Annotated in this window: 16 protein-coding genes; 5 read left to right on the plus strand and 11 right to left on the minus strand. The window is 38.0% G+C overall.

The window, feature by feature from the left end; translation table 11 throughout:
- Positions 1–21 precede the first annotated feature (21 nt).
- The 7 genes from B4U37_RS11960 to B4U37_RS11990 form a co-directional block, all read right to left on the minus strand.
- Complete coding sequence (locus B4U37_RS11960; RefSeq protein ID WP_088018418.1) at positions 22–675, minus strand: 3-oxoacid CoA-transferase subunit B; 654 nt, start codon at positions 673–675, stop codon at positions 22–24.
- Positions 645–1,361, minus strand: coding sequence for a CoA transferase subunit A (locus B4U37_RS11965; RefSeq protein WP_088018419.1), 717 nt, complete (start codon positions 1,359–1,361; stop codon positions 645–647). The genes B4U37_RS11960 and B4U37_RS11965 overlap by 31 nt, the downstream gene beginning before the upstream one ends.
- Positions 1,362–1,374: 13 nt before the next feature.
- Positions 1,375–2,706 carry an aspartate aminotransferase family protein gene (locus tag B4U37_RS11970; RefSeq protein WP_088018420.1) on the minus strand — a complete coding sequence of 444 codons (1,332 nt, stop codon included), beginning with the start codon at positions 2,704–2,706 and terminating at the stop codon, positions 1,375–1,377.
- Positions 2,707–3,306: 600 nt separating this feature from the next.
- Complete coding sequence (locus B4U37_RS11975) at positions 3,307–3,450, minus strand: YjcZ family sporulation protein (protein WP_148966292.1); 144 nt, start codon at positions 3,448–3,450, stop codon at positions 3,307–3,309.
- Between the two features lie 86 nt (positions 3,451–3,536).
- Positions 3,537–5,021 carry a methyl-accepting chemotaxis protein gene (locus B4U37_RS11980; RefSeq protein ID WP_088018421.1) on the minus strand — a complete coding sequence of 495 codons (1,485 nt, stop codon included), beginning with the start codon at positions 5,019–5,021 and terminating at the stop codon, positions 3,537–3,539.
- A gap of 161 nt (positions 5,022–5,182) precedes the next feature.
- Positions 5,183–5,851: a DNA alkylation repair protein gene (locus tag B4U37_RS11985; protein ID WP_088018422.1), complete on the minus strand. Its 669-nt coding sequence runs from the start codon at positions 5,849–5,851 to the stop codon at positions 5,183–5,185.
- Positions 5,852–5,973: 122 nt separating this feature from the next.
- Positions 5,974–6,576, minus strand: a complete 603-nt coding sequence (locus B4U37_RS11990) for a TetR/AcrR family transcriptional regulator (RefSeq protein ID WP_088020272.1) — start codon at positions 6,574–6,576, stop codon at positions 5,974–5,976.
- Positions 6,577–7,011: 435 nt separating this feature from the next.
- On the opposite strand from B4U37_RS11990, the gene B4U37_RS11995 reads away from it, so the two are divergent.
- The 4 genes from B4U37_RS11995 to B4U37_RS12010 all read left to right on the plus strand — a co-directional run bounded on the left by B4U37_RS11995 (position 7,012) and on the right by B4U37_RS12010 (position 10,631).
- On the plus strand, positions 7,012–7,815 hold the full coding sequence (locus B4U37_RS11995) for a GDSL-type esterase/lipase family protein (RefSeq protein WP_088018423.1): 804 nt from the start codon (positions 7,012–7,014) through the stop codon (positions 7,813–7,815).
- On the plus strand, positions 7,812–8,726 hold the full coding sequence (locus B4U37_RS12000; protein WP_088018424.1) for an ABC transporter ATP-binding protein: 915 nt from the start codon (positions 7,812–7,814) through the stop codon (positions 8,724–8,726). The genes B4U37_RS11995 and B4U37_RS12000 overlap by 4 nt, the downstream gene beginning before the upstream one ends.
- Complete coding sequence (locus B4U37_RS12005) at positions 8,719–9,699, plus strand: ABC transporter permease (protein WP_088018425.1); 981 nt, start codon at positions 8,719–8,721, stop codon at positions 9,697–9,699. Before B4U37_RS12000 ends, B4U37_RS12005 begins: the two co-directional genes overlap by 8 nt.
- A 98-nt stretch (positions 9,700–9,797) precedes the next feature.
- Positions 9,798–10,631, plus strand: coding sequence for a phytoene/squalene synthase family protein (locus B4U37_RS12010; RefSeq protein WP_088018426.1), 834 nt, complete (start codon positions 9,798–9,800; stop codon positions 10,629–10,631).
- Positions 10,632–11,101: 470 nt separating this feature from the next.
- Here the strand turns inward: B4U37_RS12010 and B4U37_RS12015 are convergent, their stop codons facing one another.
- The 4 genes from B4U37_RS12015 to B4U37_RS22365 form a co-directional block, all read right to left on the minus strand.
- Positions 11,102–11,377: a hypothetical protein gene (locus B4U37_RS12015; protein WP_088018427.1), complete on the minus strand. Its 276-nt coding sequence runs from the start codon at positions 11,375–11,377 to the stop codon at positions 11,102–11,104.
- A 245-nt stretch (positions 11,378–11,622) separates the two neighbouring features.
- Positions 11,623–11,841, minus strand: a complete 219-nt coding sequence (locus B4U37_RS12020) for a hypothetical protein (RefSeq protein ID WP_088018428.1) — start codon at positions 11,839–11,841, stop codon at positions 11,623–11,625.
- A gap of 242 nt (positions 11,842–12,083) precedes the next feature.
- A complete protein-coding gene (locus tag B4U37_RS12025) occupies positions 12,084–12,587 on the minus strand; it encodes an NUDIX hydrolase (RefSeq protein ID WP_088018429.1) in 504 nt (167 codons plus the stop codon).
- A 331-nt stretch (positions 12,588–12,918) separates the two neighbouring features.
- Entirely contained in the window at positions 12,919–13,203 is a 285-nt protein-coding gene (locus B4U37_RS22365) for an NUDIX domain-containing protein (protein ID WP_245839967.1), read from the minus strand.
- A 240-nt stretch (positions 13,204–13,443) separates the two neighbouring features.
- Here B4U37_RS22365 and B4U37_RS12035 point away from each other — a divergent pair, with 240 nt between their 5' ends.
- Positions 13,444–13,674 carry a hypothetical protein gene (locus B4U37_RS12035; RefSeq protein WP_088018430.1) on the plus strand — a complete coding sequence of 77 codons (231 nt, stop codon included), beginning with the start codon at positions 13,444–13,446 and terminating at the stop codon, positions 13,672–13,674.
- Positions 13,675–13,867: the final 193 nt, after the last annotated feature.

Raw genomic sequence — 13,867 nt, forward strand, 5'->3', positions numbered from 1 at the left:
CCATCCATCAAATTGCTACCATTATAAAATTGCTGGTGACAGTGTAAAGGTTGCTTCTGTTTTTTCTTTTACCTGCTCCAAATTAACTCCCGGCATCAATTCTGTAAGCAACATTCCATCTTTCTTAATCTCAAAAACTGCTAAATCGGTAATTATCATGTTCACACAATCTGGTGTTGTTACAGGCAAGCTGCACGACTTAACCACTTTTGAGTTTCCAAATTTATCAGTATGACTCATTAAGACAATCACTTTTTTAGCTTTCTGGGAAAGCTCCATCGCGCCACCCATTCCCGGTACCCTTTTGCCCGGTACAATCCAGTTTGCTAGATCTCCTTTTTCTGAAACTTGGAGCGATCCCAAAATGGTAATATCGAGTTTCCCTCTTCTGATCATTCCAAAAGCAAGCGCACTATCAAAATAGGATGCACCTGGCCTGACAGACACTGGATATCCTGCTGCATTGCATAAATTTTCATTCTCTTCTCCCGGCAATGGAGTGGATCCCATCCCTAATACACCGTTTTCGGCTTGGAAAAAGACATGGATATTTTCAGGCAAGTGATTGGGTACTAATGACGGAATACCTATTCCCAAGTTTACGACCATTCCATTTTCTATTTCTTTCGCTGCTCTTTTGGCAATTAAGTTCCGTATGTTTCCTCCCATACCCATGTCCAGTTCACCCCCTCGCTTTGAACCATATAATCCACATATACTCCAGGCACAACGATTTCTTCCGGATCCAACTCCCCTAAGGGAACGAATTCCTCTACTTCCACAATGGTTTTTGTCCCTGCCATCGCCACAAGCGGATTCGTGTTCCTGGCACTTTTATCAAAAATAAGATTTCCATAAGGGTCTGCCTTTTTGGCAAAAACGATGGAAAGGTCTGCAGTAAGCGCCGGTTCAAGGATATAATCTTTTCCGCCCGATGTAAGTATTTGCTTGTTTCTTGTTACTATTTCACTTGTAATCCCAACATCAACCAGGATGCCCCCCAGCCCAACTCCACCGGCTCTAATTCTTTCCGCCAATGTCCCTTGAGGGCTGAACTCGACTTCCAACTTATTATCAGTCATCATTTTGCCTGCAACAGGATTAGAGCCGATATGGGAGGCTATTAATTTATCTACCTTTCCCGCACAAACCACTTTTCCAATACCTATCGTTGGAAACCCGGCGTCATTTCCGATTAGGGTCAGGTTTTTCACACTTGAATCCAACAGTGTATCAACCAGTTTTGGAGGTGTCCCCACTCCCCCAAAGCCCCCGAACATCAATGTCATTCCATCAAAAAATAAATGATGGACCTTTTCCAACTCAACGATTTTATTAAATGTATTCTCCACTTTTTCCATCCCGGTCCACTCCTTACAATTCTGCTTGAAGTTCGTTTAGTGTCAGTTCTAGGATGGTAATCAGTTCATCCATTTCTTGTTGGTTTATTGAAAGTGGCGGTGCAATAATGACTGCATCCCCTCCGATTCCTTCAATACCCGCGGATGCAGGGTAGATAAGTAATCCATTCTTCTGGGCAAGCTCCACAAGCCTTGGAGTGACCGCCTTTTCCTGGGAATACGGATACTTTGTCGCATGATCTGCTACTATCTCCAATCCAAGTAATAGCCCCTTGCCTCTAACGTCACCGATAAAAGAGTACGTCTGTTTTAATTGAGATAATTTCTGCAATAAATAATCTCCCAGTTGTTCGCCATTGCTTACAAGATTTTGGCTTTCGATGTATTCTATAACCGCCAATGCGACTGCGGCCGATTGAGGATTGGCACTGTACGTATGTCCACTCATTATCACCTTAGATCCCTTTAGAATGCTTTCAACAATCCTTTCACTGACAAGTGTTGCTGCAATAGGTGTATACCCCGCACTCATGCCTTTGCCAATACAGATGATGTCCGGTGTCACGTGCCAATGCTCCATGGCAAACATTTTCCCGGTTCTTCCGATGCCTGTCATCACTTCGTCTGCAATAAAAAGAATGTCATGCTTTTTGCATATCTCTGAAATCTTTTGATAATACCCCTCAGGAGGGCAAATTGCTCCAGCTGCTGCTCCTATAACCGGCTCCGCTACAAAAGCTGCGATATTTTCATTTCCGATTTCCAGGATGGCACGCTCCAGGTCCTCTGCACATTTCAACCCACAGGAAGGGTATTCCAAATTAAAGGGACAACGGTAACAATAAGGTGGCTCTACAACAGGTGATTTTTCCAACAAAGGCTCAAATCTCTTCCTGCGATCAGCGTGTCCCGATAAAGACAGTGCTCCAATCGTAATACCGTGGTAGCTTTTCCAACGGGAGATGATTTGATTTTTGTCTGTTTTACCTACCTCTTGCCAATATTGGATGGATATTTTCATCGCCGTTTCCACAGCTTCTGTGCCGCTATTAACAAAAAATGACCAATTAATATCTCCTGGTGTGATGGAACTTAATTTTGTTGCTAGTTTTTCTGCAGGAACACTGCTGAATTGGGATCGATAAACAAATGATACTTTGCTTGCTTGGTCGGCCATCGCATCTATTACAGCTTGTACATGATGACCAATGCTTGCCGTTACAGCACCAGAAGAACCATCCAAATACTTCTTCCCGGTAACATCATACAAATATACTCCATTGCCGTGGCTAATCACAGGGTACTCTTTATCTAATAAAGGCTTAATAAGATAGGATTGATCCATAAACGATTACTCCTTTCCACAACTGTCCTGTAACCGTTTACTAGCAATGGTAGCCCCATCCTTTAAGAGGCTTAGTAAATCCAGGCTGTCGATAAGCTAGCTTACTTTCATTCTATGTTCACTCGAACGAAATCTTTCGTTCAATTTATGGATAAATAAACAGTCTTAGTTGTTTGTGTATCGACGCTGTTCCTTTCCGCAAATGGCTTCGCTTTCCGCGGTACGGTGCTTGAGCCTCCTCGCTGCGCTGTGCGGTCTCAAGCTACCGTTACTCCCCCGCTGGAGTCTCCACCATTAGCTCCAATCCACAGCTAGAAATTACGTTAAGATATGAAAATACACTTTCAAAAAAACCGGTTAGATGGTTTTTTAAGCTAAGGTGAATGAAGTAACCTTGTTGATTGAAGTGGATGGCGCGCAGACGCCCGCGGGAGGAAGGGACAGGTGAGACCCCGGAAGGCGAAGCCTGAGGGAGGCTCACGGACCGCCCGCAGGCAAGCGAAGCGCCTGGAACGGATATCAACAGTATTAGATGATATCTAACCTCCAAATAAAAAAGCATCACTCCAATTTCGCGAGTGATACTTCCTGAATCTTATCTTATTTGCAATAGCAAGCTCCAACAATGATTAACAAAATGAATAGAACTACGATCAAAACGAATGTATTTCCGCAGCCATGTGCCGGGGCAACTTGAGATGGATAGCCGCATGGTCCACAAGTGTAGTAACAGTAATCGTGCATGGTCATCACTCCTGTTTAATATTTACACTGTTACTCTATGAACTAGGTGGCTGTCCTGTATGTGCATATGCCCATTTTTCAAAAATCTATTTATATTCCTCCATTTTATCAATAACTTTGACCATGCTCTTTAATGTCTCTTCAATATGCGTGTTATCCTCTGTAACTTGTTCGACTGTCGCACTGATTTCCTCAAGACCTGCAGTCGCTTCTTCCATCAATGCTGCAAATTCACTCGTATATGAGTCTGTATTAGCCGTTTTTTCCTTTACAGTTCCGGCAAAATCACGAAATTGTTGTGCATCCGTTAATAATGTTTTCAGTGTTTCGCTAATCTGCTGGAAGGATTGGTTGACCTGATTTGTTGCTTCCAAGTTTTTCCCCATTTTTGCAATATTAAGTTGTAACTGTTCTAACACCTCTTCTTTTGTTTGATGAAGTGAAGAAAGGTTTTCTGTAATTTCTTTTGTCGTTTCACCGGTTGATGTGGCAAGCTTGCGGATCTCTTCAGCTACCACCGCAAACCCTCTTCCGGCTTCCCCTGCCCTAGCAGCTTCAATGGAAGCATTAAGAGCCAGCAAGTTTGTCTGATCTGTAATGTTTTTAATGTGTTGCGTTAAAATATTTGTTTCATCAATTTTTTCCGTTAGAACCTGGAATACCGCGTCCATTTCAGCAACATCTTGAGAAAAACTTTTCATGTTTTCCTGAAGTTCAACTGCCATCACTTTCCCTTGATCTGCTGTGGATTTTGTTGTATTGGTTGTTTGATATAAACTATTCGATTTATCTACAACGTTGTCCATCAAGGAGGATACATCACTCGTCTGTTCCGCTATCCCACCAATTTGGTCTGCTTGTTTTGAACTTCCGACAGAAAGCTCCTGTATAGTTAAAGACACCTCTTTTTGTGATTGAATATTCATGTTCAAGCGCTCATGGACTTTATTGACTTGCTCAATCAAAGTCATCGCATCTTGCTGAAAGGCTTCCTGCTTCTTTTGACGCTCTTCATTTACAGCTTGCATCGCGTCTACAATCCCCTCAAATTGAGCAAACAGTTTCTTCCCTATTTTCACTTGAACAAAAGTAATAACAAACAGTAAAAAGAATAACAAGACGATATTTCCTAGCTGTCCATCTGTCATCAGGTTGCCGTTTAGAAATGACCAAAGAGAGTAAGAAAATAAAATTAAACTCCCAATCCCTCCAACAATAAACACATTTCTATTAAAGTAAACGGTTGCAAGCATCAAAACAAAAAAAGGTAGAACAAATCCTGATAAAGATGCTCCGCGGTTTACTAAAATGATAAAAAACACTAAAAATGTTACTCCTACTGTAAAGTAAGGAACTAAATAGTGGAACCAATTATTCCATCTAGTCAGTATTAATAAAACGCCCCCTAAGCATAAGGCAACAAATAAGGTCACGGTTATAAAGGTTGCCGCAGGTACGAAGAAATTCACTAGAAGTCCTGCACCATATGATATAAAAATCACAAAAAACATAAGCTTATTTTTGTTAACTAAATCTTGAAACTTTAATTCTTTTACACTTACCACTGACATTGTATGATCCCCCACTCCATCGTCCTTTGTTGCTGTTGTTTCTTTTCTTTAATATTTACTAATTCTCCATGTCCTTTCTATTATCCTGCAATAATTCTGTTATTTTGTTGAATTTTGACAGAAAAAAACCAGGCAATCATTGCCCGGCATTTCTTCAATAACTAATTATTCATTCGTTTGTTAATTTCAATCGTTATGAACTCCGGCAAATAATTGGGAGTACATCCCTTTGATACCATTTCATCTTTGTAGAGGCCCGTTTTCTCACCAATTTTCATACAACGTGCTCGATACTTTTCATCATAAACACCTATCCAGCCTGCGGTGAAATTCATAGCCCATTGAACTTCAGGTTCTTCCTGTGTAATATTAGCACCAATTTCAGATAGTAAGTCTTCGGTGTTAACAGGAGGGGTTTGCCCAGTCCATCTCAATCGCGCTTGATAATACCAGAAAGCCCTCCTTTGAAGAGCAACAGGACTATTTTTCCATGACACCATCAATGCAATGTTCTTCTTATCTTTGGTGAGCTGATTAGCCATTAACCAATCCATTAAGTTATTTCGCTCATCAAAAGTGTGAATCTGCATATCCTTATCAAAATTATTTAGCACATCTTGTGAAAGAAGTTTTTTGTCCATAATTAAGATTGCTAATAGTCTGGGCATAAACTCTTCGGTTGACCAAAGTTCCATAGCTAGTTCGTGATCTTTTTTGATGTCCTTTGCGATTTTTCGTAAGTCACCTAGCTTAGTTTTACTATTAATCTGAAGTAGAATGTTTTCTGCTTTTGAAGAGCGTTTTATTTCTGTATCTTTCTTTTCATTCACTTTGTACAACTCCTTTAATTAAGCACTGTTTCATAAAAATTTAATTTAGTTATAGATCTTATTGAAGTGGTGCGTCTCCAGAGTTTACTATTTTTAACACTGTAGCATATATCGTATGGAAGTTACCTAGGTTCAATCCCATTCCAAAATAGTTCTACTAATGCACTTGCCGTTTTTTCTGCTCCACCCAACTCCTCTATCAATGCTTTTTTATTGCGGATCATAGTAACGGTAGAAAAGGCATGTGCCAGCAACAAGGGGTTGGTTGTAGAAATTTCCTCATTTTCAACAGCCTGCTTGAAAATAGCTTCAAGTGCATCATTCACTCCACTTTCCGCTGTGCGAATGACATGTATATTGTCTTCAGAAAGAGAAGGAGAAGCCTCTTTTAGCAATGTTTCAAAGTCAACGTGAGGTCTTTTTAGGTGATCTACTGTCACTTCGTATAATCTTTGTTTAAGCCCTTTGTGGCTCTCTAAAAGTTGCTCAGTATGTTTTCTAACTCGATTAAACATATTAGACACCGCCGTCGTAAATAAGGTGGCTTTGTTATTAAAATAATAATAAACACTTGCTTTGGTGACTTGACTAGATTCTGCAACTTGCTCCATTGATACATTTTCATAGCCATACGTCATAAATAGTTGTGATGCAGTATGTAAAATTTGATTTTTAGTATTAGGGCTATCCGTCAACTTAGGTCGACCGGGTCTTTTTTTATTCATAGAGTTGGACAAAACAAAATGCCTCCTTCCATACTAAATTAATCAGTTGATTAATTAATTGTCCTTTACTTTATATAAACAATTTATAGTTTAAATTACATCCCAAGATTGTGATGAACGGTGTAACGGTTGCTTCTCGACATAATTATAGCAGAATATGGAGCATATATCCGATTTGTAACACCCTCTAGCATAGAATTCTCTCAATAGCCCTACATATACAAGAAATGGAAGCTCACTTAAAAATATAATCCATGCTAACAGCATAAACCACTATGGTTTTTAAGTTAAAAGAACTCATTATTGTAGTTCCAATAATATTGATACACATTAGAAATTGATAATTAACCTTCCAGTATATATAATAAGTGAGTCTATACCATTTACTATTTGAGATCTGCAGATTTATTACATTAAGGAAAGGATGAAAGTAGCTTGAAAAAATATACTTTATCAATCATATCAACGGTCTCTATCGCAGCTACATTATTATGGCTGTTTGGTCTCGGTTGGACGTTCGTGGATCAATTCTCTACCAATGAAAAATTGGAACATTCAGAGAAAAAAACTGAACCACCATTATCGAGTAATCAAGATGGCACTCTCACCATTTTTGCATTGGGTGATTCTTTAACCCGTGGTACTGGTGACGCCGATGGCAAAGGGTATACCGGTTACTTAACGGATCAATTAAAAGAGAAGACAAATCAAGAAATCAACCTTTTCAATACCGCCATTAAAGGAGAAACATCCAGCGGCCTGTTAAATCAGCTTCAGCAAAGAGAGATACAGCGTCAAACCAAACAAGCAGATGTTATTGTTATGACAATTGGCGGTAATGACTTATTTCAGCAGGGCGCCGCTTTAGAATCGTTAGACATAAACGCTATTAACAGCAATAAGGAGCTCTATTTAAATAACGTCAAAAAGATTTACTCCCAGCTTAGAGAGCTTAATGATGATGCAGTCATCTACCATGTTGGATTGTACAACCCTTTTAGTAATATTCCTGATGCAAGTACGACATCTTCTATTGTAAGAGATTGGAATTTTCAATCAGCTGAAACAGCAGCTGGGTTTGAAGACATAGTCTACGTTCCTACTTTTGATCTTTTTCAGTTACAGGTTGAAAACTATTTATATACTGATCAATTCCATCCCAACACTGAAGGTTATATGCTAATTGCAGAACGTGTAGCCTCTTTGATTAACTTTGAAAAAAAGGAGAAGAAATCATGAGCCAAGTCCCAGCGCTGCAAGTTGAAAATTTGACCAAAAGTATAAAAGGCAAGCCAATCGTTAAAGATGTTTCTTTTACCCTTGTACCTGGAGAGGTTTTTGGCTTTTTAGGACCGAATGGAGCTGGTAAGACTACCACAATCCGAATGATTGTCGGATTAATCTCCCCTACTTCTGGCAGGATAAAAATCAACGGTAAAAATGTGCGGACAGATTTTACTGAAGCAATGAAACATTTAGGATGTATTGTGGAAAATCCTGAACTTTATTCTTACCTTACAGGATGGGAAAACCTTGAACACTTTGCAAGAATGGATAAAACCATCCCAAAGTCAAGATTAGATGAAGTAATAACACTTGTTGGATTATCGAATCGAATTCACGACAGAGTAAGTACTTATTCACTTGGAATGAGACAGCGACTCGGTATTGCACAGGCACTTTTAGGAAAACCGAAAGTCCTTATTTTAGACGAGCCTACAAACGGTCTCGACCCTGCTGGTATTCGTGAAATGCGTGAATTCATCCGGCAGCTCGCACGTGAGGAAAACTTAAGCGTTCTTGTATCTTCTCACTTATTAAGTGAGATTCAGCTGATGTGTGACAGAGTGGCAATCATCTCGAAAGGCTCTGTACTACGTACGGATTCTGTTCAAAATTTGTTAGCGGAAAAAGAACGAGTAATCTGGAAAGCAGAACCCTTACCACTTGCCAAACAACTTTTGTCCGAAGAAACCCTAGTTACAGAAGGTACACATGAAACATTGATTACTCTATTAGATGAGCAACTTTTACCAGAATGGAATGCAAAGCTTGTAAGGAATGGTGTAAAAGTTAAAGAAATGAGAACGCAGCTTCCTACTTTAGAAGATTTGTTCTTAGAAGTAACAGGAGGCGAAAGTATTGATTAATCTTATCCGTAATGAAATGTTAAAGCTTCTTAGAAAAAAAAGGTTATACGTCATCATCTTAATTATCGCCTTTCTGGTTCCTCTCTTTACTTACGCACAGTTTAAAGAAATTCAAGAGCAGAGTGAAAATATAGGCAATCAGGATTGGCGAACGGTTCTGCAGCAAGAAATTACTGAAACACAGAACCAGTTAAGCTCAAACCGAATACAAGATGAATGGCGAAAATTTTTGAAGATCAGACTCTCTCAACAGCAATATTATTTAGAGAATGACATTGATCCCCGTGCTCCGGGTGCACCAACGTTTATGCGAATTTTTGCTGAAAACTCCATTGACCTTGTTTTACCACTGCTCGTTATGATCATTGTAGCTGACCTTGTATCATCTGAAGCAAGTAGCGGTACGATCAAGCTGTTGCTTACACGACCAGTAAAACGATGGAGGATTCTATTAAGCAAGTACTTAGCGATGGTATTATCCATTTCTTTTATCGTCTTATCCGTAGCTGTCCTATCCTATGGAATATCTGGAATAGTCTTTGGCTATGGTGGCTGGAACATGCCTTTACTGACAGGTTTCTCAATCTCTGGTGACGAACTGGTTACAACCAACGTTCATATTGTTCCTCAATGGCAATTTATCCTAATGGAGTTTGGACTGGTATGGTATGTTTGTCTGATTGTGGGTACACTCACATTTATGCTATCTGTTCTGTTACGAAGCACAGCAACTGTTATGGGAATCATGCTCTCATCTCTCATTGCAGGAGCAATTCTAGCAAACATGGTATCTTCTTGGGAAAGTGCAAAATATCTATTTATTTTAAACTTAGACCTCACAAACTATATAAGTGGAATAGCAACTCCTATCGAAGGAATGACATTAGGCTTCTCGATGAGCGTTCTAGCCGTTTGGGGAATTGCTGGCTTGATCATTGCATTTGTAACCTTTTCTAAAAGAGATATCTATTAATATTATGCAGCAACAGTTTATGTTTTTTATTCAAACGCTAAAGCTACCGTCTTATTCATGTTTTTGCCTACCATTCATTTGCAAAGGATGTGAATCTCATGAAAGATTTAATGAAAGCCTATCAACATTGTGAAACTATTATTAAACAACATTCCAAAACATTTTATAAAGCCTTTATGCTTCTACCTAAAGAGAAGAAGCAATCAGTCTGGGCTGTTTATGCATTTTGTCGACAGGTCGATGATATTGTTGATGAAGGAATGAATCCGAAAGAAGAGCTTTTTGCATTTAGAGGGATGTTTGCTGACTTTCTAAAAGGCGAATTGCCGTCAGAAGATCCAATGTGGTTAGCTCTTCAAGATGTGTTCAATCGATACGAGATGGATGTTCAATCTTTTCATGACATGATAGTTGGGCAAGAAATGGACTTATATAAAAAGTTGTATAATTCGGAGGAGGAAGTACTGCATTATTCCTATCATGTAGCAAGTACCGTTGGATTGATGCTCCTTCCGATTCTTGCTCCAAAAAATAAAGATATATTGCGAGAGGATGCTATTGCGCTTGGACAGGCGATGCAGATAACTAATATTCTTCGGGATATTGGAGAAGACCTTGAGCGTGGCAGAATCTATCTACCTATTGAAATGTTGGAAAAAGCCGGGTATTCATTGGATGACTTGAATAAACATATCGTAAATAACAAGTTCATCTCGGTATGGGAAGAGATGGCGACCAAAGCGGAAAGTCTTTATGAACAAGCGTTAAGTACAATTCATTTATATCCTATTCATTCGAGAGCTCCAGTTAAAGGAGCAGCACATTTATATCGCGCAATACTAGGTTCAATCCGCAAAAAGGGGTATTCTGTATTTAAGAAAAAGCATTATGTTTCAAGTGAAGAAAAAAACCAAATCATAACGCAAATGTGAAATGCAAATGGCAAATCTCAACAGATTCCATAACCTTTTCCACATCAAATAGGCTTAGAGAAATTTAGTTCTCCAAGCTAAAGACCGTATACAAACTATAAACTAGTTAGGTTATCTGTTGGAAGAGTTGATCTCCGTTTCAGGAGCTTCGCTTTCCGGGGGCAGTCCGGAAGCCTCCTCGGGCTACGCCCTGCGGGGTCTTCCATGTCCTTTCCTCCCGCAGGACAAGGAATACTTCGACAGCGATTCATCGCACGAAGAAAATGCGTTAGTATTTTCGAGGAGTCTTCGCTCCTTCCACTACGATCAACTAGAGAATTTCATTATTTTAAGCTTTGTCTACACACTGATGCTTAGAGATTTAATCTATTTTGTTTTTATATGCTCCAATTATGCGACCGTTTTGTTAAAAATTTTATATAATATCTTATTAAACAAAAGCTACTATTTAATTGAATATCTATCAACAGTTAACTTACTGCTGTGTTACCTTTTAAGATTTTTTTTCCAACAAGTGCAATGAGAATCAACAAAGTAATTAAACTTGCAACAAAGAAACCTATTGCATATGTATGGATATTCGCTTCTTTTACTCGGTCATTTATTTCAAAACCAAAGAAGTGTACTCCAATGCCATCGCCATCTACATTTGTTCCAAGAGACCATAAATCTATTCCTTTGTTGACCAATGAAGCAGTAATGAAAGTAAGAAAAATAATAACAACCCAACGAAAAATAACGTTCATTTTATACCCCTAACATCTCCAATACTTGTTAAACAGGAATGCTGCCCGATTGCTTAATTCCAATTATTTCATAATCTAAAAATTCCTACAATATGAAATTCCCTTTGGCCACGACAAAAATGGCGCTGATCCTTGTTCCTGGATCGCGCCCTATAATGGAATACTAAATCATGATCTCAATCTTAGAATCAATTAATTCTTCTTTCACTTAAGCACCCATTTAGCACAAGGAGACAATAGTTTACTTAAAGTTTTTTTATTTTTTTAATTTCATTTTCTACTATTTGATAATCTTCGTTTTCTTCCTCAGTGAGGATGTAAAAGAATACCCGACCGTCGTAATCAAAATCCATATTCTCAAGGATTGTACCGATAAAGGTTCTACCCTCAACTTCAATATAATACCTTTCGTTTTCTTCGATTTCTATGATAGTATCTTGAACCCGTATTTTAATTTTACTCACTTAAAAATCATCACCCACACTTTAAAAATAATACCGTAATTTTGGAAAAGTTGTTCAACTAAACTGCTCTGTTCCGGAATCATTTAAAAATTCAAGAGGAACTATCTAATTTCCTTTTTCATTACAAAATATGTCCCTAAAATATAGAAAATGAGCGCTTATCCTTGTTCCAGGACCGCGCCCGATTGCCGAAGACTCAATTTCAAGATAACTACTATACATTTCTTCAATTAGAGCTCCAGTTAGGTGAAAATCGGCAACTCCCAATCCTCCAAAGGTCCCCAAGTAATTTCAGGGTTCCCTTTTAAAGATTTCATCGAACCTACATTTACTTTTTCGTTATATTTGCCTACCTGGTCGTAATGTTTAACAATTTCTTTGGTAGTAGCTGATACATTATAGTCAAGAATATCTTTGTAACCAACCCAAGATAGCGACCCTTCATCACTTTCAAATAGAGTATTATTTTTACTCACACTTCCAATGAAAACATATTGTATTCGAATTTCTTGATTGTCTTTTATTCTAAGCAAAATATATCTAAGTGTAAGATTTTCTATGTAATCTTTCTTTAAACCAGTTTCTTCTTCATTCTCTCTAAAACACGCTTTTTGTGGTTCATTCATTTCGTCCCCTTCTATATGACCACCTATAGGAACTAAAAACCCTGCGAGGAAAGTATCTTGTTGCTTTTTTTGAAGGAATAAAACTTCTTGTTCCTCATTAAAAAGGAAAGCGACTGCCATTTGTCTAAGTTCAAAAATCCCAACTTTTTGTTAGGATTAAACAACCTAATTTCCATTTCTAAAGTGAACCTTTTTAATCTAAACGGCCCAATTCTAAAGCGAGGAACGATGCCACTATTCTGCAATCGCTCCCGATAGTTGAAGAATTATTATCCAATAATCGGTAGTTGTTTTTTTGATAATAAATCATCGATAAGCATCTTATGTTCAGTGAATATATTCTCTGGTAGCTCTTTAAGTGAATAAAATCTATTCTGTATGGACTCCTCGTTACTTTTAACTAACTCCCAGTATACTGTTTACAGATAAATGATATTAGAACAAGTGATACTTAGTCGCCATTAGAAAATGTCTTATCATATTGAGGACCAGAATAGATCCCAAATAACTCAAGTTCTTCTAATTTAAGTCCCGTTTCTTCGTAAACTTCTCTTCTAGCAGTATCCTGAACGCTTTCTCCTAAATCCATAAATCCTCCTGGAAATCCCCACTGACCATTATCAGAACGTTTTTGCATTAACACTCGATTTTCTTTATCAAAAACAAATGCACCCGCAACAACCATAATAACCTTCTCGTTTCCTATCATTGACCTTAAATGTTCTATGTAATCCATTTATACAGTCCCTTCATTTTTTAAACCACCTATTGAACTAAACTCCCTATTGCTTAATACCAATTATTTCAAAGCAAATTAATAAACACAATCATTTTTTCCATAATTAAAAAGACACTTACCTTTTACAGATAAGCGGCAGATTAGGGATTGAGTAAACTTTTAACTGGTAAAGAATGGTGCTAGTTAAAAAATACTATATAATTTAACATCAAGATAAAACATCTTAGGAGATACAATATGTGGTTAAAGATACTTTTAGGGATTATTGCAATTTTAGGCATTTTGCTTATGTGGTTTTCTGTGTTTGGTAAGAAAAAGGCTATTGATAATATGTCGATGGGCGGTTCTTTTAGCTTATTTGAACTAATATTTGATCTACTAATTGAGTTTTCCCCAACTTTAGTAAAAAGAATACTACTATTCATTTTAGGATTAGCTATTGCATTTGTTTTTACAATTTACTCATAATAGTGTTGCTGAGGACCATTCTAAGACATAATAACTAACAAAACTTCTTTTTAACTATATAAGAACAAGAGAAATGGACTGCTTAAACAGTCCATTTCTCTTGTTCAATTCTTAGCGCCTGATTACGGAGTAATTTTCTTTTTCTTCATTACAGGAATGCTGCCCTATTGCTTAATACCAATTATTTCAATCT

The sequence above is a fragment of the Sutcliffiella horikoshii genome (assembly GCF_002157855.1).
Lineage (GTDB): Bacteria > Bacillota > Bacilli > Bacillales > Bacillaceae_I > Sutcliffiella_A > Sutcliffiella_A horikoshii_C.